Consider the following 17,941-nt stretch of genomic DNA (forward strand, 5'->3'; position numbering starts at 1 on the left):
GCGAGTCTGGCACGCGCCCTAGGCGTCGCGCCGGATCCACCGGAAGGTGATGCGCGAGAGCACGAAGCCCACGACGAGCCAGATGCCGAGGGCGATCGCGACGCCGGGGAGGTTCCACGAGCCGTTCTGTTCGAGCGACTCCCACCCCTCGGGCAGGAACACCGAGCGCATGCCCTGGGCGATCCACTTGAGCGGGAACAGGCTCGCGAAGTTCTGCAGCCAGTCGGGCAGCATGTTCCACTGCAGGTACACGCCCGAGATGAACTGGAGGATCAGCCCGACCGGGATCACGACCGCGGCGGCGCTCTTGCCCGAGCGCGGCAGCGCCGAGAGGGCGATGCCGAGCAGTGCGCAGGTCGTGAGGCCGAGCACGAACACCCAGGCGAACGTGACCCACTTCGCCGGATCGGTCGGCAGGTCGATGCCGAGCACGAGCCATCCGGCGAGGATCAGCAGGCCCGCCTGCAGCGTGCCGGTGACGAAGACCTGGCCGATCTTGCCGGCGAAGTACCCGATGGGTGAGAGGGGAGTGCCGCCCAGTCGCTTCAGCGTGCCGTTCGACTTCTCCAGGGCGATGTCGATGGCGAGGTTCTGCACGCCCGACAGGAAGATGCCGGAGGCGATCATCGCCGGCAGGTAGAGCGCCGCGATCGAGATCTCGGCCCCGGGGGGACCGACCTCGCCCGAGGCGCTGAATGCGGCCGAGAAGATGGCGAGCATCACGAACGGGAAGAGGAAGGTGAAGAACAGGGTGTCGGCGGCCCGGAAGTAGGTCTTCGTCTCGACGCCGACGCGGGACGCGCCCTGGGTCATCAGGTTGGTGCTCATGCGAGGGCCTCCTCGGTGTCGTCGATTTCGTTCGCAGCGCCTGTCGAAGCGTCGTGCACGAGCCCGAGGTAGATGTCTTCGAGCGTCGGGCGGATCACTTCGAGGCCGGCCGGTTCGCGGCCGAGTTCGGCGACGACGGATGCCACGTGCAACCCCGGCTCGTCGGTGCGCACCTCACGAGTGGTGCCGGCCGCGTCGCGCCAGCGCACGATGGGCCGGCGAGCGTCGGCCCCGCCGATCTCATCGATGGCGCCGACGTCGACGAGTCGGCCGCCCGCGATGATGCCGGCGCGATCGGCCAGCTGCGCCGCCTCGTCGAGATAGTGGGTCGTGAGCAGGATCGTCGTGCCCTCGGCCTTCAGCGAGCGGATGAGCCCCCAGAACTGACGCCGCGCCTCGGGGTCGAAGCCCGTGGTCGGCTCGTCGAGGAAGAGCAGCTCGGGTCGGCCCACGATGCCCAGCGCGACGTCGACGCGGCGCTGCTGGCCGCCCGAGAGCTTCGCGATGCGGGTCTTCGCCTTCGCCTCGAGGCCGACGGCGGCGATGACCTCGTCGACGTCGCGGGGGTTCGGGTAGAGCGAGGCGAAGTGCCGCAGTATCTCGGTCACGGTGAGGAGTCCGGTCTCGCCGCTCGACTGCAGCACGATGCCGATGCGCGACTTCCAGTCGAGGCCGCCGCGCGCGGGGTCGACGCCGAGCACGCTCACCTCGCCCGAGGTGCGGAGCCGGTAGCCCTCGAGGATCTCGACCGTGGTCGACTTGCCGGCGCCGTTGGGGCCGAGCAGGGCGAACGTCTCGCCGTGGGCGATGTCGAGGTCGAGGTCGTCGACGGCGGTCACTTCGCCGTAGACCTTGCGGAGCCCGCGGATTCGCACCGCGGCATCCGTGCGTGTCGTGTTCATACCAAGAGCATCTCGCGGCTGCACGGTGGCCGGCAGCCCCCGTCGGTTCGATTCCGGCCTCCACCGATCGGTGGATGGCGGGGATCAGCGATCGGGCGGAACGGAGCCTGAGGCCTCCAACTCGGCGAGACGGCGTTCGAGGAAGCGTCGCTCCGGTGCCGTCGGCGCGAGGGGGATCGCCTCGCGATATCGGGCGGCTGCCGACGCTGTTCTCCCGGAGCGGCGCAGGAAGTCGGCCTGCGCGGCCGGCAGCAGGTGGTACCCGTCGAGGCGGCCGGTCGATTCGAGTGCCGCGAGTGCCGCGAGACCGGCATCGGCGCCGTCCGCCATGCCGATCGCGATCGCGCGGGCGAGTTCGACGAACGGGGATGCGCCGTTCGTGAGCATCGCGAACTCGTCGTAGCGGCGCACGATCGCTGCCCAGTCCGTCTCCTCGGCTGTGCGTGCGCGAACGTGCACGGCCTGTATCTCCGCCTGAAGCCGGTACGGGCCGCGCCCGCCCGGCTGGATCGGGCCGAGCAGGGCGAGTCCTTCGGTGATGAGCGCTCGGTTCCATCGTTCGCGATCCTGCTCCTCGAGGGGCACGAGCTCCCCGTCGGCATCGACGCGCGTCGCCGCCCGCGCGTGCTGCAGCAGCATGATCGCCAGCAGTGCGCGCGGTTCCGAGGCATCGGGGAGCAGGTCGACGACGAGTCGCGTGAGCCGGATCGCCTCGACGGAAAGATCGACGCGTTGCAGGCGGTCGCCCGACGACGCGACGTAGCCCTCGTTGGCGACGAGGTAGAGCACCGCGAGCACCCCGTCGAGCCGAGCGGGCAGGGCTTCGGGCGGCGGCACGCGGTAGGGGATGCCCGCATGCCGGATCTTCCGCTTCGCACGCACGAGGCGTTGCGCCATCGTCGGCTCGGGCACGAAGAACGCGCGTGCGATCTCGCCTGTCTCGAGACCGCCCACCGTGCGCAGGGTGAGCGCGACTCGGGACTCGATCGGCAGCGCCGGGTGCGCGCACGTGAAGATGAGGCGCAGGCGATCATCCCACTCGGGTTCGTCGTGGGCGACCGCGACGTCGGCCGGGTCCGGCGGCCCGCCGGTGCGTCCCGCGAATGCCTCCATCGAGATCCACTCCCTGACCTTGCCCGACTCGACGCCGCGACGCCGGAGCCGGTCGAGTGCGAGATTGCGGGCGGCGGTCGTGAGCCACGCGCCCGGATTCGACGGCACGCCGTCGCGGGGCCACGTGGCCGCCGCGCGTTCGAACGCCCCCGATGCCGCGTCTTCGGCGACATCCCAGTCGCCCGTCGTGCGGATGAGCGTCGCGACGACCCTCGCCCAGTCCGCGTCGAACGCGGACCGGAGGGCCGACGCGACCTCGGGCGCGAGCCCGTCGGCTCCCTCCCCGCGCGCCGGCCCCGCGGCCGCCATGCCTTCGGGGCTCAGCGGCCCGCCCCCACCGCGTCGAGCGCTTCGGCGGCAGTCGGTTCGACCCGGATGCCGTGCTCGGCGGCCTCCCGTTCGTGGCGGGCGACGTGGTCGTCGTGCACGTCGAACGGCCAGAGCGGGCGCAGCTCGAGCGTGCCGCCCCTGGCCATCGGATGCTTCGACGCCACCTCGATCGCCTCGGAGAGGTCGCGCACCTCGAGCACGTCGAAGCCCGCGACCCACTCCTTCGACTCGGAGAACGGGCCGTCGCTGACGAGCACCTCGCCTGCGCGTCGACGCACGAACGTCGCATCGTCGGGACCGCGCAGCACCTCGCCGAAGAGGCGGGTTCCGCGGCCGTCCATCTCGTCGACCCAGGCGTCGGGATCGTCGGTCGCCCCGTCTTCGCTCGGAGCCGCCTCGCCGTCGCCGATGTCGCCGATGACCGCGAGCTCGGCATGCTGATCGGCGACCACGAGCATGAGGTACCGACGGCCGTTCGCCACTCGCTCACGGAAACCGGCCGGAACGACGCGCGCCGCGGGGTCGGCACCCGGCCACTGCATGAACGGGCGCACCTCGACACGCCCGAAGGCGGCGGCAGGATGCCGCGACGCGATCTCGATCGCCTCGTCGAGGTCGGCGACGTCGATGATGTCGAAGCCGCCGATCGATTCCTTCGACTCGGTGAACGGGCCGTCGGTGACGAGCAGCTGCCCCTCGCGGACCCGCACGGTCGTGGCATCCCGGTCGGGCCGCAGTCGCTCGCCGTACTCGGACGCGCCCCTGGCCTCGAGGTCGTCGACCCAGTCGCCGATGTCGTCGGCCGCCGGAACATAGGCGACGGGGTCGTCGCCCTCGGCGTAGAACAGTGCGTATTCCATGGTGGAATCCTCTCTCTCGGTCACGCTACGCAAGTACGACGAACGGCGATAGCCGTTCTCGACACCGGTGCGGTGATCGGCGGGATCCGGTGCGGAAGCCGCTCAGTGCGGCAGCACGAGCATGACGCCGAGGCCGACCATGACGACGGCGATGACGGCGTCGAGCACGCGCCACGCGCGGGGGCTCGAGAGCACGCCGCCGAGGAGCCGTGCGCCGTAGGCGAGGCCGAAGAACCAGACGATGCTCGCAATGCCGGCACCCGCCGCGAACGCCCAGCGGGCGTCGCCGTGGGTATTCGCGACCGAGCCGAGCAGGAACACCGTGTCGAGGTACACGTGCGGGTTCAGCCAGGTGAGGGCGAGGCAGGTCAGCACGGCTGCGGCGAGGCCGGTGCTCCGTCGGGCCAGCGACGTCGAGACGGATGCCGCGGGGTCCGCGGGTGCCGCGGGTGTCCCGGCCCCGGCGTCCACGAGCCCCGCGGCATCCGCCTCGGCCGAGTCCACCTCGCGCTCGGCCGATGCCGCCTCGAGCGTCGCGCCGCTCGGCCGGATCGCGCGGCGCGCGGCGAGCAGCCCGTAGGCGACGAGGAACGCCGCGCCCGCCCAGCGGATGACGTCGACGAGCCACGGCACGGCCGTCAGAACGACGCCGATGCCCGAGACGCCGACCATGATGAGCGCGAGGTCGCTCAGCGCGCAGATCGCGGCAACCGCGAAGACGTGCTCTCGCCGGATGCCCTGCCGAAGCACGAAGACGTTCTGCGCGCCGATCGCGACGATGAGCGAGAGGCCGAGGCCGAAGCCGGCGAGCACGGAGGAGAGGGGCACGGATCGACCGTAGGCGGCGAACCGGCCTTACTCCAGCTCAAGATTCTTCATCGGCATTAGCATGACTTCAGATGGAGATTCCGCTCGACCTCGCTCGCACGCTCGCCGTCGTCATCGACGAGGGCACGTTCGATGCGGCGGCCAGGCGACTGCGCATCACGCCCTCGGCGGTCTCGCAGCGCGTCAAGGCGCTCGAGCAGCAGCTCGGGCGGGTGCTCGTCGTGCGATCGAAGCCGGTCAGGGCCACCGAGGCCGGGGCGCCGATCGTGCGACTCGCACGCCAGGTCGCGCTGCTCGAACACGACGCCCTCGCGGAGTTCGGGCTCGACGAGGCATCCGCTCGGCCGATCTCGCTCGCCCTCGCCGTCAATGCCGACTCGCTCGCGACCTGGTTCCTGCCCGCGCTCGCTCGCGTGGGGGAGCGCCACCCGGTCGTCTTCGACCTGCACCGCGACGATCAGGACTTCACCGCGGGGCTGCTCGAGTCGGGCACGGTGCTGGGTGCGGTGACCTCGCAGTCCGCGCCGGTGGCCGGATGCCTCGTGCGCCCCCTGGGCGTCATGCGCTACGAGGCCGTGGCGACGCCCGCCTTCGCCGAACGCTGGGGTCTCGTACCGGGCGCGGCCGACGGTTCCGTCCTCGTCGCGCTCGCCGCTGCGCCCGTCGTCGACTTCGATCGCCGCGACGACCTGCAGCGCGAGTACCTCAGCGGCCGCGGCGTCGACCCGCATCGCCCGCCGCGGCACTACGTGCCGGCGTCGAACGACTTCGCAACGGCGATCAAGCTCGGCCTCGGCTGGGGCCTGCTGCCCGCGTTCCAGTCGTCGGTCGAACTCGAGCACGGTGGACTCGTGCGGCTCGGTGGAACACCCGTCGACGTGCCGCTCTACTGGCAGCAGTGGAACCTGCGCTCCCCGCTGCTCGACGCGATCGCCGAGGCGGTGATCGCCGAGGCGCGGCGCGAGCTGCGCACGTGACCGTCGGTGCTACGTGGGATCTTCGATCTTGAACCCGACCTTGATCGTGACCTGGAAGTGCGCGACGGCGCCATCTTCGATCTCTCCGCGCACCGAGACCACCTCGAACCAGTCCATGTTGCGTATCGTCGCCGATGCGCGGGCGATGCCGTTCTTGATGGCCGCGTCGATGCCGTCGGGTGACGTGCCGACGATCTCAGTGACGCGGTAGGTGTGATTGGTCATGGTGCGCTCCTCTGGCGGGGGACGCCGTTGTACCCGCTGATGCCGAGGTTACTCCGCGACCGCTCGCTCAGGCGAAGAGGCGCTGCAGCCGCTGCACACCCTCGAGCAGCGGGGCGTCGCCGAGGGCGTAGCTGAGGCGCAGGTAGCCCGACGGGCCGAACGCCTCACCCGGTACCGCGGCGACCTCGGCCTGGTCGAGGATCAGGTCGGCGAGCTCGAGCGAGGTGGTCGGCGTGACACCGCCCCACTCGCGGCCGAGCAGGCCCGTGACGTCGGGGTACACGTAGAACGCGCCCTGCGGCACCGGCACGGTCATGCCGTCGATCTTCGAGAGTTCGGCGACGATCGTGCGGCGGCGGCGGTCGAACGCTCGGCGCATCTCTTCCACGGCGTCCTGCGGGCCGTTGAGCGCGGCGATCGCGGCACGCTGCGAGATGTTCGACACGTTGGACGAGAGGTGCGACTGCAGGTTCGCGGCGCCCTTGATGACGTCGGCGGGACCGACCATCCAACCGAGGCGCCAACCCGTCATCGCGTACGTCTTCGCGACGCCGTTGACGAGGATCGTCTGGTTCGCGAGCTCGGGCACGGCCTCGACGATCGAGACGGCGCGCGGCGGCACGCCGTCGGGGTCCTCGGCGTAGGTGAGGTTCTGATAGATCTCGTCGGCGACGACCCAGATGCCGTGCTCGAGCGCCCACTCGCCGATCTCGCGGGTCTGCTCGGGGGAGTACACGGCGCCGGTCGGGTTCGACGGCGAGACGAAGAGCAGCACCTTGGTGCGGTCGGTGCGGGCGGCCTCGAGCTGTTCGACGGTCACGAGGTAGCCCTGGTCGGAGCCGGCGAAGACGTCGACCTGGCGGCCGCCGGCGAGCTTGATCGCCTCGGGGTACGTGGTCCAGTACGGCGTCGGCACGAGCACCTCGTCGCCCGGGTCGAGCAGCGTCTGGAACGCCTGGTAGACCGCCTGCTTGCCGCCGTTGGTGACGACGACCTGGCCGGGCGAGACCTCGAGGCCCGAGTCGCGCAGCGTCTTCGCCGCGACGGCCTCGCGCAGCTCGGGCAGACCGGCGGCGGGCGTGTACCGGTAGTTCTTCGGGTCGTGCGTGGCCGCGAGCGCCGCCTCGACGATGTACTCGGGCGTCGCGAAGTCGGGCTCGCCCGCCGCGTACGAGATGACCGGGCGCCCCTCGGCCTGGAGGGCCTTCGCCTTCGCATCGACCTTGAGGGTCGCGGACTCGGCGATGGCGGCGATGCGGGCGGAGAGGCGAGGGTGTTCGGTCACGCCCCAAGCCTACGGCGTGGGGTATGCCGTGTGACAGACGCAGGGTGACCCGAAATCGACGCGAACCACGGGCAATCCGTCCGGTTGAAGATTTCTCTGGGACGCGCGTCCCACTCTTGCTACGCTGCCCTCGTGATGGCGCGAACCCGACGGGGTCTCCTCGCCGGAGTCGCGCTCACGGTGCTCGTGGCGCTCGGCGCCGGCATCGCCGTCGTGCTCGCCGACGAGCTCGGCATCCGCAGCGAGTCGTCCGACATCCCTGCCGAGGCGCTGACGGCCGCCCCCGAGACGGCGTCGATCGCTCCGCCCGAGTTCACGGCGATCACCGCGCCGCCCTCGCTCCGCATGGATCTCGCGGTCGACGAACTGCGCGCCGCCGTCGCCGAGGCGGAGACCACCGACGGTTCCGCCGCCCTCGAGGTCGTCGTCGGCGAGGGGAGCGACGATGACGAGTCGTACCGGCTCGAGGGTGCTCCCGACGCGCTGCGCGTGGTCGCGGCATCCGAAGCCGGTGCGGTGCTCGGCGTCTACGACCTCGCCGCCGCGGTGCGCGACCGCCGGAGCGTGGCCGAGCACCTGGGTGAGACCGTCGAATCGCGACTCGGGTTCCGCATGGTCGACCTCGGCGCCGTCGGAGTGACGGTCGACGAGTCGGAGTGGGCGGCCGGCGACGACTATTCGCACAACTCGAAGGCGTTCGCCGACGTCATCCTCGCCGAGGCGCCGTACATCGACGACGCCGCGCTCGCGGTCGCCCGTACCGACTTCGAGGCGTACGTGCGCCACGCGCTCGCCGAGGGCTACAACGCGATCGCCATCCCGGGGTTCGTCGAGTACCTCACCTTCTCGGGCGTCGGCGACGGCACCGAGGTCTACGGCGCCGACGACACGCACGTCGCCCGCGCGCACGCCATGCGCGAGGCGTTCGGGCCGATGTGGGAGTACGCCCACGACGCGGGGCTCGATGTGTACTTCCGCACCGACATGCTCACCCTCACGACGCCGCTCGAGGAGTACCTCGTCGACCGCTTCGGCGGCCTCGCGACCGAGGACCCCGAGTTCTGGGACGTCTACTCGGCGGGCCTCGACGAGCTCTACGCCGAGATGCCCTACCTCGACGGCGTGCTCATCCGCATCGGCGAGGCGGGCCGCGTCTACGACCTGCCCGGGTGGGACTACTACTCGAAGCTCGCCGTCACGACGGTCGACTCGGTTCGCGCCATGCTCACGGCGTTCACCGAGCAGGCCGAGCGCGTCGACCGCGAGGTGATCTTCCGCTCGTGGAGCGTCGGCGTCGGCGCCGTCGGCGACATGCACACGAACGACGCCTCGTACGAGGCGGTGCTCGGCGGCATCGACTCCGAGGCGCTCATCGTCTCGACGAAGTACACGCTCGGCGACTTCTACAGCCACCTGCCGCTGAACCACACCCTCGAGATCGGCGAGCAGCGCCGCATCGTCGAGTTCCAGAGCCGGCGGGAGTTCGAGAACTTCGGCGCGTTCCCGAACGATCTCGGGGTGCTCTCGCAGGAGGCCGTGCAGCGCTTCATCGCGGCGAACCCGCACGTCGAGGGCATCTGGACGTGGACGCAGGACGGCGGCCCCTGGCGCGCCGGGCCGCTCTCGCTCGAGCTGAAGGCCGGGTTCTGGCAGCTCTACGAGCTCAACACCGAGCTCACGGTGCGCCTCGCACGCGACCCCGAAGCCGACCCCGCCGCGATCACGGCCGACTGGGCCAGGCGCTGGTTCTCGGGCGACCCGGCGACCGTCGCGGCGATCGGCGAGGCGATGTCCCAGTCGCGCGAGGCCATCGCCGACGGGCTCTACATCGGCCCCTTCGCCGACCGCAGGGTCTTCGCGATCGGCCTCGAGCCGCCGCCCATGATGTGGATCTTCGAGTGGGACATCCTCACCGGCGACAGCGCCGTGCTGAACGTCATCTACGAGATCAGCCGCGACGAGCTCGACGAGGCGATCGCGGGCGGCGACCGCGCGATCGCCGCGGTCGAGCGCATGCAGGCGGCGATCGAGGCGACGGATGCCGCGAGCTGGCGCGACCCCGCAGGGCGTACGGCGTTCCTCGACACGCTCGACTACCAGGCCAACACCTACGCCATGCTCGGCGACTACCGCGAGATGTTCCTCCGGCAGGCCGAGTGGCACGACACGGGCGACCCCGTCGCCTACGAGCGGTGGGATGCCGCGCGGCGGGCGTTCGAGGCATCGGCCGCCGCCCACGAGGCCGCGTACGCCGGCGACCCGTACCTGCCCGCGTACAACCTCACGGCGGCCGAGCTCGGCGTCGAGCGGGCGGTGCGAGACCTGCCCATGGCGTGGGCGGCCAGGATCGTGCTCGGGCTCCTCGTGCTCTGGCTCGCCTACGGCATCATCGGCGGCCGGAGGAGCACCGGATGGCCCGGGGCCCGGGCCGCACGTGCGCTGTGGATCGCCGGCACCCGGCCGTGGCGCGCCCGCGAGGTCGTCGAGGGGCTCGGCCGCCTCGACCGGGTGCTGCTCGCCGCCGTGCCCGCCGCCTTCCTCGTGGCGAGCCGCGGCATCCAGACCTGGTTCCTGGCGCCGTCGCACCTGATCGTGACCCTCGGCGGCTGGGCGGTGTTCGTCGGTGTGCTCTGGCTCGCGCTCGGTCGCCGGTCGGCGTGGCCGGTGGTCGCCGCCGTCGGCGGCGCCGCGATGCTCCGGGTGGCGCTGCTCCTGGCAGTGCTCACCCCGACCGGCCCGGGCGGCTACTGGTTCGAGTTCTGGACGAACCCCGTCGGACGCTCGGTGTACATCGCGTTCGCGTTCGCCGCGTTCGGATGGGTCGTCGTGGCCGCCGCGTGGGCGCTCGCCGTCGAGCGGGGCGCGCTCCTGGCCACCGGGGCGGCCGTCGCCGGCATCGGCGCCGTGCTCGCCGTCTTCGGCTCGCTGATCGGCCTGATCGACCTCGAGGCGGCGCTCACCGTGTGGAACGACGAGATGGCCCTGCTGCCGTGGGGGCTCTCTCGCATCCTCGGCATCAGCGTCTACCTCGACATCCCGGCCGACACCGCCTGGTGGGTCGCGATCGCCGGCGGCGTGCTCGTCGCGGCGGGTGCGACCTGCATCGCGCTGGGTCAGAGGTTCTGGCCGATGTCCCAGAGCCGGTCGGGGCGGCCGTCGAGCGCCTCCGACACCGCGAGCGCCTGATCGTCGGAGAGCGAGGCGACGTAGTCGATCACGCCGCGACCGACCCCGAGGCGGCGCACATCGCCCGCTGCGGGGATCGGGACATCGGCGGGGCGCTCATGGCGCACGGCCGCGTACCCGTCGGTCGCGATCTCCACGAGCTCCTTCAGCCGTTGCGGCACCCGGTCGCGGTCGTGCTCGTCGGTCGCCCATGCGGTGAGCCCCTTGACGGCGCGGGCGAGCACCCGGCTGAGTCCGCGCTGGTACATGACGATGTCGGCGCGGTCGAGGATGAAGTGGCGATGCACGAACTTCAGGATCTCGACCTCGTGCCAGGCCTGTCGATCGAGGGTCACGAGGCCCGATCGCACGACGTCGCGCGGCGCGGGCACCACCGATGACTGCAGGTGGCTGATCCAGCGGTTGGTGAACGACGACAGGGCGCGCTCGGAGGCGATCGACCCGTCGAACGGCGTCGCCAGCAGGCCGTCGACGAGGTCGTCGGCCACGACGTCGACGGCGTCGGCGAACGCGTCGTCGTCGGCCACCCACGGGTCGTCGCGCGCGAACTTGCGGCGGAGCGCCTCGAGGGCGCTGCCCGCAGGGGCGGTGCGGGCGCCGATCTGGGCTTCATCGAGCTGCCGCAGCTCCGATCCGCCCTCGACCCAGCCGCGGAACTCCCGCGCCACGGCGCCCTGGCTGAGCACGCCCGCCCGGTAGAAGTCGTCGACGTCGTGGATCGAGTAGGCGACGTCGTCGGCGATGTCCATGATCGAGCACTCGAGCGACTGCTGCATCGGCGGCAGCCCGGCTCGGGCCTGCTCGAGGTCGAGCGCGTCGATGCCGTATGCCGAGTACTTGGGCACCTCGACGCCCTGCGCGGTGCGGCGAAGGCCGCGCGGCAGCGGCCCGTCGCCGAAGGAGGAGGCGTCGATGTACCGGGTCCACGGGTACTTCGCGACGGCAGTGCGCACCGCCGCGGTGAGATTCAGCCCGCGGGGGGCGGCCTCGCTGACGTCGAGCGCGGTGAGGATGCGGTAGCTCTGCGCGTTGCCCTCGAAGCCGTCGACGAGTCCGAGCGTCTCGCGCGCGAGCCGGTCGAGCACGCGTTCGCCGAGGTGGCCGAACGGCGGGTGCCCGAGGTCGTGGGCGCTCGCCGCGGCCTGCACGACGACGGCGTCGCAGCCGTGCTCGAGCGCGAAGTCGCGGGCCGGCGACGCGGCATCCGTCAGCTTGACCGCGATCGCCCTGGCGACCGCGGTGACCTTGATGGAGTGCGTGAGCCGGTTGTGGATGAGGGGCCCGGCGCCCGGCTGCGCGATGACCTGGGTGACGGCGGAGAGCCGCGAGAAGTACGGCGAGAACCGGATGCGCTCGAGGTCGAGTCGGAACTGCGAGTGCTCGCCGGTGACCTCGGCGCTGCTGCGCGGCTCCGGTACGAGGCGCGATGCGCGGTCGATCGTCATGCGCCCAATCTAGGCCGAGCGCCCCGTCGATGCGGAGAACCAGCATGCTGAAGCCCCCGTCGAGGCGCCCGACTCGGATGCCTCGGAGCGGTCGCCGAGGGCGGGGCATCCGCTCGGCTTTACTCTGCCTGCGGCGTCGCATACACTTGGTGAGGTTGTTGAAGTCAGCCAAGATTCATTGCGCCTATTTTCGGGCATTCACCTGGTGAGAAACGCAGTGAATCGTGGCGCTCGGCAACCAGTGGAACAGCCCCGGTCACCCGGTCGTTCCATAGGGCGGTGGCTCAATTGGTAGAGCAGCGGTCTCCAAAACCGCAGGTTGCAGGTTCGAGTCCTGTCCGCCCTGCGAGCCGGCAGTGATTGCCGGCCCACGAAAGGTGTACGAGGTGGCACGAAAAGTAATCGACGAACCGAGTGAAGACGTCGTCGCCAACGCGAAGCGCGATCGCGCCGCGCGTCGGAACCCCTTTTCGCGCGTCGCCCTGTTCATCCGGCAGGTCATCGCCGAGCTGAAGAAGGTCGTCACGCCGACCCGCAAGGAGCTCGTCAGCTTCACGGCTGTGGTGCTCGTGTTCGTCATCATCATGATGGCGATCGTGTGGGCGTTCGATCAGGTGTTCGGCTGGCTGGTGCTGTACGTCTTCGGAACACCGGGGGTCTGATCGGACCTTCGGGTTCGACGGATCCGGTTCGCCGCTGGCGCACCGGAGAAAAGGATTGAGAGAAGTGTCAAGGACTGAGCGCGACGACGTCGACTGGGCCACGGCTGCCGAGCAGTCGGCCGAAGACGACGAGGCGCAGACGGGCAACACCCTCGAGCACGAAGAGGAGTCGGTCGAGCCGGCCGAACAGCGTGCCGTGCACGTCGTCGACGACGAGGGCAACGAGGTCGACCTCGACGCCGTTCTCGACGCGATCGCCGAGTCGAGCGACCCCGAGGCCGACGCCGTGGTCGACGACGCACTCGACATCGACTCGGTCGAAGAGGCCGAGGCCGCCGTCGAAGCCGTCATCGAAGAAGACGAAGAGCAGGCAGACCCGTACGCGGAGTTCCGCGCCGAGCTCCGCTTCCTCCCCGGCAAGTGGTACGTCATCCACTCGTACGCGGGCTTCGAGCGCCGCGTGAAGGCGAACATCGAGCAGCGCCGCGAGTCCATGGCCATGGCCGACTACATCTACCAGGTCGAAGTGCCGATGGAAGACGTCGTCGAGATCAAGAACGGCCAGCGCAAGATGGTCACGCGCGTCCGCATCCCCGGCTACGTGCTCGTGCGCATGGACCTCAACGAGGACTCGTGGTCGGTCATCCGCCACACGCCCGGTGTCACCGGCTTCGTCGGCAACGCGCACAACCCGACCCCCCTCCGCTTCGAAGAGGCCTTCGGCATGCTGAAGAGCCTCGTCGAGATCAAGGACGTCGCCCCCGTCAAGGGTGCGAAGGCCGGCGCCGCAACCGGTGCCGCCCGCGCGATCCCCGCCGAGGTCGACTTCGAGGTCGGCGAGACCATCACGATCAAGGACGGCTCGTTCGCGGGCCTGCCCGGCACGATCAGCGAGATCAAGCCCGAGAGCGGCAAGCTCATCGTGCTCGTCTCGCTGTTCGAGCGCGAGACCCCGGTCGAGCTCAGCTTCGACCAGGTCACCAAGCTCTAACACCTCCCAGACAGCACGCAGCGGCCCTCCGGTACAATCGGAGGGTTGTGCTGCGTCAGGCACGCGCTTGTTTCAAGCACAACAGATCACCGCATCCCGGAACGGCCGGGTTGCGGGAGAGTGCCCCGGCGAACGGGGCGTTCGAACAGAAAGAGAGAAATCATGGCACCGAAGAAGAAGGTCACCGGTCTGATCAAGCTTCAGATCAAGGCCGGCGCCGCGAACCCGGCCCCGCCCATCGGCCCGGCCCTGGGTCAGCACGGCGTGAACATCATGGAGTTCTGCAAGGCCTACAACGCGGCGACCGAAGCCCAGCGCGGCAACGTCATCCCCGTTGAGATCACGGTCTACGAAGACCGTTCGTTCACCTTCATCCTGAAGACCCCGCCCGCCGCAGAGCTCATCAAGAAGGCTGCCGGCGTCGCAAAGGGCTCCGGCGTTCCCCACACCACCAAGGTCGGCAAGCTGACCCAGGCACAGGTGCGCGAGATCGCCGAGTCGAAGATGGTCGACCTCAACGCGAACGACCTCGACGCAGCGTCGAAGATCATCGCTGGCACCGCTCGCTCGATGGGCATCACGGTCGAATAGGCCCCCTCTCGTCGGTCGAGGAGCGCGAAGCGCGCATCGAGACCCCGAGACCGACGGATGCCACGCGGCATCCGTTCACCAGAACTCAGCATTCAGTGGCAGCGCCCGCCAGGCGCAGATGACCACACTCTCTCAAGGAGAAGCAACATGGCAAAGAAGTCCAAGGCCTACCGCGCCGCGGCCGACAAGATCGAAGACGGCAAGTTCTACACCCCCACCGAGGCAGTGGCCCTCGCGAAGGAGACCGGCTCCGCGAAGTTCGACTCGACCGTCGAGGTCGCGCTGAAGCTCGGCGTCGACCCCCGCAAGGCCGACCAGATGGTGCGCGGCACCGTCATCCTCCCGCACGGCACCGGCAAGACCGCTCGCGTCATCGTGTTCGCGACCGGCCCTGCTGCCGAAGCCGCAATCGCAGCCGGCGCTGACGAGGTCGGCGGCGCCGAGCTCATCGAGAAGGTCGCCGGTGGCTACACCGCGTTCGACTCGGCGGTCTCGACCCCCGAGCTCATGGGCCAGGTCGGCCGTCTCGGCAAGGTGCTCGGCCCGCGTGGCCTCATGCCCAACCCGAAGACCGGCACCGTCACGCCGAACGTCGGCCAGGCCGTCTCCGACATCAAGGGCGGCAAGATCGAGTTCCGCGTCGACAAGCACGCCAACGTGCACTTCGTCGTCGGCAAGGCCTCGTTCTCGCAGGAGCAGCTCGAAGAGAACGCCAAGGCGGCTCTCGAAGAGGTCCTGCGTCTGAAGCCGTCGAGCTCGAAGGGCCGCTACATCCAGAAGGGCGCCGTGTCGACCACGTTCGGCCCCGGCATCCCGCTGGACGTCAACGCCATCTAGTCTCACCGCAGACTGCACGAAGGGCTCGCCGGTTCGCCGGCGGGCCCTTCGTCGTTCTCGGGCGACTTGCTCGAGGTCGTTCTGGAGGCGACCTGCTCACCCGGTGATGCCGAACCCGCTCTCGCCGTCCGGCTCGCGCGCCGAGACATCCGTGCGCTCGACGACCGCGCCCTGCGGGCCGGTCGTGAGCCAGTCGAGCATCGCGTCGACGGATGCCTCAGCGCCCTCGATCTCGAGTTCGACCGTGCCCTCGGGGCGGTTGCGCGCCCAGCCGGCGACGCCCAGGCGCCGAGCTTCGAGGGCGGCCGAGTAACGGAACCCGACGCCCTGCACGGAGCCGTGCACGATGACGTGTCGGCGGATCACCCGACCAGCGTAGGCCTCCGCTGCGCGCCGCCGGAAGGCGTTCGAACGCACCGCCGCGTCGGCAGCGGCGGTAGCATCCAGTCATGAGCGAGCGGATGACGGCCGTCATCGCCGGCGGCGGGGTCGTCGTCGTCGCGATCGGCGTCGGCATCTGGCTGGCGCGTCTCGGCGCATGGGGGCTCGTCGCCTTCACGGTCGTGTTGGCGGGCGTCGTCGTCTGGCTGCTCGTGCGCCACGAACGGCATCAACCGGAGGACCGCGACGCGGAGGACGACGGGGATCGGCACCACGGCTTCGAATGGTCGCCGTGAGCGTCGTGCTCCGGTCATGCCGGCGCCGGTGAGCGAGCCCGGGCATCCGAGCGGCGGGCAGGGGAGCCTCCGCTCGCCTGCCCGCCGCCGGATGGAGCGTGACGTCGTCAGTGCACGTCGACCACGCTCGTCGCGCCGGTGCGCAGGCGGATCTCGTCGGCGACGGCGATCGCGTCACCCGACGGGGCATCCGACTTGCGGTCGGGGCGTGCGATGAACAGGTAGGCGAGGCCCGTCACGACGACGACACCGAGGCCGATCAGCACGACGTAGTCGGTGAGGAAGTCGCCCGTCGAACCCGGCAGCGAGAGCAGCACCATCGCGAAGACGCCGTAGGCGAGCGCGAGGACGTTCACGAGGAACCCCCACGAGCCGAGCGAGAACGGACCGGCAGGCCGCCAGCCCTTGAGGCGCTGCCGGAGCGAGGCCAGCACGACCATCTGGAACGCGACGTAGATGCCGAGCACCGCGAAGGAGGTGACCGGCACCAGGAGGTCGTTGTTCGCCCAGATGAGCACGGCGATGAGCGCGGGCACGGTGCACGCCACGATGAGGGCGTTCGTCGGCACCTTCGTGGTCGGCGAGACCTTCGAGAGCCAGCGGTGGCCCGGGATCATGCCGTCGCGGGCGAAGGAGAACAACAGGCGGCTTGCCGCGGCCTGCAGGCTCAGCACGCACGAGAGGAACGCCGTGATCGCGATCACGAGGAACAGCTTCGCGCCCACCGGCCCGAGGGTCGCCTCGAGGATGCCGGGGATGGGGTCCGCGTCCTCACCGTTGACGATCGACGCGAGGTCGGGCGCCGCGAGCACGTAGCCGCCGAACGAGAAGAGCGCGGAGACGCCGCCGACGAGGATCGTCATCATCATGGCCTTGGGGATGCGACGCGCGGGGTTCGCGACCTCTTCGGCGACGTCGCCGCAGGCCTCGAAGCCGTAGAAGAGGAAGAGGCCGGCGAGGGCGGCGCCCATGAAGGCCGCCGTGTAGCTGCCGTCGCCCTCGACGCCCATGGTGTCGAAGAAGACGCTGAACTCCTGCTTGCGCTGGAAGATCAGCAGGTAGAGGCCGAGGCCGATGACACCGATGAGCTCGGCCGCGAGGCCGATGCGAGCCACGCGGGCGAGCCACTTCGTGCCGGTGAAGTTGATGGCGAGGGCGATGAGGAGGAACGCGAGCGTGATCCACAGCGTCGACGCATTCGTGATCTCGATGCCGAACAGGCTCGCCGCGAACCCCGAGCCGAATTCGGCGACCGCGGTGATGGTCACGATCATCGCCCAGATGTAGACCCACGCCGCCATCCAGGCGTAGCGCCGGCCCCAGAGGCGTCGGGCCCAGGGGTAGATGCCGCCGTGGATCGGGTACTGCGAGACGACCTCGCCGAACACGAACGAGACCAGCAACTGGCCGGCGCCGACGATCACGATCCACCAGATCGAGGGCGGGCCGCCGATCGAGAGCGCCACTGCGAAGAGCGAGTAGACGCCGACGAGGGGCGAGAGGTAGGTGAAGCCGAGGGCGAAGTTCGCCCAGAGGCTCATGGATCGATTGAACGTGTCCTCGTAGCCGAGCACGCTCAGGTGTTCGCCGTCGGAGAGGCCCGCTGCGGGCCCGCGATCTTCAGACATCACTGCCTTCCACTGTCATCGCTGCGCCGGCCGCCCCCAACCGGCGACACCACATCGTCGTGGTGTCGCGCCAGCATAGCCAGACATCCGGTCGTAAAGCTATAGTTCCGGATGATTTATTGCGGCGCGGATTCGCGAGTGAGCGGATGCCGCGGCATCCGCTCGGCGTAGCATGGCCGCCATGGGGGAAGTCAGCGACTACATCGCCGGTCTCGAGGAGCCCGAGCGCGACATCATCGAACGCATCAGGGCCAGGGCGGTCTCGCTCGTGCCCGATGCGGTCGAGGGGGTGAGCTACGGCATGCCGGCACTGCGGTATCGCGATTCGCCGCTGCTCAGCATCATGAAGGCGAAGGCCCACATCGGGCTCTATCCGTACAGCCCTCCCGTGATCGAGGCGATCTCGTCGGAGCTCGACGGGTACTCGTGGGCGAAGGGGACGATCCGGTTCACCCCCGAGCATCCGCTGCCCGACTCGCTCGTCGACCGCATCATCCTGCTGCGCCGCGACGAGATCGACGAGAAGAAGAAGCGCTAGCCGTCTCGTTCTCCGCGCGCACTGCGCGATCCGCCCCC

18 protein-coding genes and 1 tRNA gene are annotated in these 17,941 nt (G+C 70.1%); 9 read left to right on the plus strand and 10 right to left on the minus strand.

The window, feature by feature from the left end; all coding sequences use genetic code 11:
- Positions 1 to 18 precede the first annotated feature (18 nt).
- From BJY17_RS14865 to BJY17_RS14890, 5 genes are all read right to left on the minus strand, one after another.
- Positions 19 to 828 carry an ABC transporter permease gene (locus BJY17_RS14865; RefSeq protein WP_179552047.1) on the minus strand — a complete coding sequence of 270 codons (810 nt, stop codon included), beginning with the start codon at positions 826 to 828 and terminating at the stop codon, positions 19 to 21.
- Positions 825 to 1,730: an ABC transporter ATP-binding protein gene (locus BJY17_RS14870; protein ID WP_179552048.1), complete on the minus strand. Its 906-nt coding sequence runs from the start codon at positions 1,728 to 1,730 to the stop codon at positions 825 to 827. The genes BJY17_RS14865 and BJY17_RS14870 overlap by 4 nt, the downstream gene beginning before the upstream one ends.
- Positions 1,731 to 1,814: 84 nt before the next feature.
- Complete coding sequence (locus BJY17_RS14875) at positions 1,815 to 3,152, minus strand: RNA polymerase sigma factor (RefSeq protein WP_179552049.1); 1,338 nt, start codon at positions 3,150 to 3,152, stop codon at positions 1,815 to 1,817.
- Between the two features lie 11 nt (positions 3,153 to 3,163).
- Positions 3,164 to 4,033 carry a YciI family protein gene (locus BJY17_RS18985; protein WP_322789856.1) on the minus strand — a complete coding sequence of 290 codons (870 nt, stop codon included), beginning with the start codon at positions 4,031 to 4,033 and terminating at the stop codon, positions 3,164 to 3,166.
- 102 nt (positions 4,034 to 4,135) lie between these two features.
- Complete coding sequence (locus BJY17_RS14890; protein WP_179552050.1) at positions 4,136 to 4,861, minus strand: LysE/ArgO family amino acid transporter; 726 nt, start codon at positions 4,859 to 4,861, stop codon at positions 4,136 to 4,138.
- A 71-nt stretch (positions 4,862 to 4,932) separates the two neighbouring features.
- Between BJY17_RS14890 and BJY17_RS14895 the strand changes: the two genes are divergently transcribed.
- On the plus strand, positions 4,933 to 5,838 hold the full coding sequence (locus tag BJY17_RS14895; RefSeq protein ID WP_179552051.1) for a LysR family transcriptional regulator ArgP: 906 nt from the start codon (positions 4,933 to 4,935) through the stop codon (positions 5,836 to 5,838).
- 9 nt (positions 5,839 to 5,847) lie between these two features.
- On the opposite strand, the gene BJY17_RS14900 is transcribed toward BJY17_RS14895, so the two are convergent.
- Together BJY17_RS14900 and BJY17_RS14905 are read right to left on the minus strand one after the other, a co-directional pair.
- Positions 5,848 to 6,063 carry a dodecin gene (locus BJY17_RS14900; RefSeq protein WP_179552052.1) on the minus strand — a complete coding sequence of 72 codons (216 nt, stop codon included), beginning with the start codon at positions 6,061 to 6,063 and terminating at the stop codon, positions 5,848 to 5,850.
- A gap of 67 nt (positions 6,064 to 6,130) precedes the next feature.
- Positions 6,131 to 7,348 carry a pyridoxal phosphate-dependent aminotransferase gene (locus tag BJY17_RS14905; RefSeq protein WP_179552053.1) on the minus strand — a complete coding sequence of 406 codons (1,218 nt, stop codon included), beginning with the start codon at positions 7,346 to 7,348 and terminating at the stop codon, positions 6,131 to 6,133.
- Positions 7,349 to 7,483: 135 nt separating this feature from the next.
- Between BJY17_RS14905 and BJY17_RS14910 the strand changes: the two genes are divergently transcribed.
- Entirely contained in the window at positions 7,484 to 10,534 is a 3,051-nt protein-coding gene (locus BJY17_RS14910; RefSeq protein WP_179552054.1) for a hypothetical protein, read from the plus strand.
- Here the strand turns inward: BJY17_RS14910 and BJY17_RS14915 are convergent.
- A complete protein-coding gene (locus tag BJY17_RS14915; protein WP_179552055.1) occupies positions 10,462 to 11,979 on the minus strand; it encodes a deoxyguanosinetriphosphate triphosphohydrolase family protein in 1,518 nt (505 codons plus the stop codon). The genes BJY17_RS14910 and BJY17_RS14915 overlap by 73 nt on opposite strands.
- 273 nt (positions 11,980 to 12,252) lie before the next feature.
- On the opposite strand from BJY17_RS14915, the gene BJY17_RS14920 reads away from it, so the two are divergent.
- From BJY17_RS14920 to rplA, 5 genes are all read left to right on the plus strand, one after another.
- Positions 12,253 to 12,325: transfer RNA gene (locus tag BJY17_RS14920), tRNA-Trp, on the plus strand.
- Between the two features lie 40 nt (positions 12,326 to 12,365).
- The gene (secE, locus tag BJY17_RS14925; protein WP_179552056.1) at positions 12,366 to 12,641 is read left to right on the plus strand and encodes a preprotein translocase subunit SecE; all 276 of its coding nucleotides are present in this window, start codon (positions 12,366 to 12,368) and stop codon (positions 12,639 to 12,641) included.
- A 64-nt stretch (positions 12,642 to 12,705) separates the two neighbouring features.
- Entirely contained in the window at positions 12,706 to 13,632 is a 927-nt protein-coding gene (gene nusG, locus BJY17_RS14930; protein WP_074260907.1) for a transcription termination/antitermination protein NusG, read from the plus strand.
- A gap of 162 nt (positions 13,633 to 13,794) precedes the next feature.
- Positions 13,795 to 14,223, plus strand: a complete 429-nt coding sequence (rplK, locus tag BJY17_RS14935) for a 50S ribosomal protein L11 (RefSeq protein WP_022891467.1) — start codon at positions 13,795 to 13,797, stop codon at positions 14,221 to 14,223.
- Positions 14,224 to 14,370: 147 nt separating this feature from the next.
- Positions 14,371 to 15,060 carry a 50S ribosomal protein L1 gene (rplA, locus tag BJY17_RS14940; RefSeq protein WP_179552057.1) on the plus strand — a complete coding sequence of 230 codons (690 nt, stop codon included), beginning with the start codon at positions 14,371 to 14,373 and terminating at the stop codon, positions 15,058 to 15,060.
- A gap of 96 nt (positions 15,061 to 15,156) precedes the next feature.
- Here the strand turns inward: rplA and BJY17_RS14945 are convergent, their stop codons facing one another.
- Positions 15,157 to 15,426 (minus strand): acylphosphatase, encoded by a 270-nt coding sequence (locus BJY17_RS14945; protein WP_179552058.1) that lies wholly within the window; start codon positions 15,424 to 15,426, stop codon positions 15,157 to 15,159.
- Between the two features lie 83 nt (positions 15,427 to 15,509).
- Between BJY17_RS14945 and BJY17_RS14950 the strand changes: the two genes are divergently transcribed.
- Positions 15,510 to 15,737 carry a hypothetical protein gene (locus tag BJY17_RS14950; RefSeq protein ID WP_179552059.1) on the plus strand — a complete coding sequence of 76 codons (228 nt, stop codon included), beginning with the start codon at positions 15,510 to 15,512 and terminating at the stop codon, positions 15,735 to 15,737.
- Positions 15,738 to 15,844: 107 nt separating this feature from the next.
- On the opposite strand, the gene BJY17_RS14955 is transcribed toward BJY17_RS14950, so the two are convergent.
- Positions 15,845 to 17,365: an APC family permease gene (locus tag BJY17_RS14955; protein WP_179552060.1), complete on the minus strand. Its 1,521-nt coding sequence runs from the start codon at positions 17,363 to 17,365 to the stop codon at positions 15,845 to 15,847.
- 181 nt (positions 17,366 to 17,546) lie between these two features.
- On the opposite strand from BJY17_RS14955, the gene BJY17_RS14960 reads away from it, so the two are divergent.
- On the plus strand, positions 17,547 to 17,903 hold the full coding sequence (locus BJY17_RS14960; RefSeq protein ID WP_179552061.1) for an iron chaperone: 357 nt from the start codon (positions 17,547 to 17,549) through the stop codon (positions 17,901 to 17,903).
- The last annotated feature ends 38 nt before the right edge of the window (positions 17,904 to 17,941 follow it).

It is taken from the genome of Agromyces hippuratus, from assembly GCF_013410355.1.
GTDB lineage: Bacteria > Actinomycetota > Actinomycetes > Actinomycetales > Microbacteriaceae > Agromyces > Agromyces hippuratus.

What these genes read in the sequence shown, in the direction of transcription:
- BJY17_RS14915 (WP_179552055.1), bottom strand. Translation starts at nt 11,979, where the DNA reads ATGACGATCGACCGCGCATCGCGCCTCGTACCGGAGCCGCGCAGCAGC.
- BJY17_RS14955 (WP_179552060.1), bottom strand. Translation starts at nt 17,365, where the DNA reads ATGTCTGAAGATCGCGGGCCCGCAGCGGGCCTCTCCGACGGCGAACAC.
- rplA (WP_179552057.1), top strand. Translation starts at nt 14,371, where the DNA reads ATGGCAAAGAAGTCCAAGGCCTACCGCGCCGCGGCCGACAAGATCGAA.
- BJY17_RS14875 (WP_179552049.1), bottom strand. Translation starts at nt 3,152, where the DNA reads ATGGCGGCCGCGGGGCCGGCGCGCGGGGAGGGAGCCGACGGGCTCGCG.
- BJY17_RS14865 (WP_179552047.1), bottom strand. Translation starts at nt 828, where the DNA reads ATGAGCACCAACCTGATGACCCAGGGCGCGTCCCGCGTCGGCGTCGAG.
- BJY17_RS14900 (WP_179552052.1), bottom strand. Translation starts at nt 6,063, where the DNA reads ATGACCAATCACACCTACCGCGTCACTGAGATCGTCGGCACGTCACCC.
- BJY17_RS14895 (WP_179552051.1), top strand. Translation starts at nt 4,933, where the DNA reads ATGGAGATTCCGCTCGACCTCGCTCGCACGCTCGCCGTCGTCATCGAC.
- BJY17_RS14950 (WP_179552059.1), top strand. Translation starts at nt 15,510, where the DNA reads ATGAGCGAGCGGATGACGGCCGTCATCGCCGGCGGCGGGGTCGTCGTC.
- BJY17_RS18985 (WP_322789856.1), bottom strand. Translation starts at nt 4,033, where the DNA reads ATGGAATACGCACTGTTCTACGCCGAGGGCGACGACCCCGTCGCCTAT.
- rplK (WP_022891467.1), top strand. Translation starts at nt 13,795, where the DNA reads ATGGCACCGAAGAAGAAGGTCACCGGTCTGATCAAGCTTCAGATCAAG.
- BJY17_RS14910 (WP_179552054.1), top strand. Translation starts at nt 7,484, where the DNA reads ATGGCGCGAACCCGACGGGGTCTCCTCGCCGGAGTCGCGCTCACGGTG.
- BJY17_RS14960 (WP_179552061.1), top strand. Translation starts at nt 17,547, where the DNA reads ATGGGGGAAGTCAGCGACTACATCGCCGGTCTCGAGGAGCCCGAGCGC.
- BJY17_RS14870 (WP_179552048.1), bottom strand. Translation starts at nt 1,730, where the DNA reads ATGAACACGACACGCACGGATGCCGCGGTGCGAATCCGCGGGCTCCGC.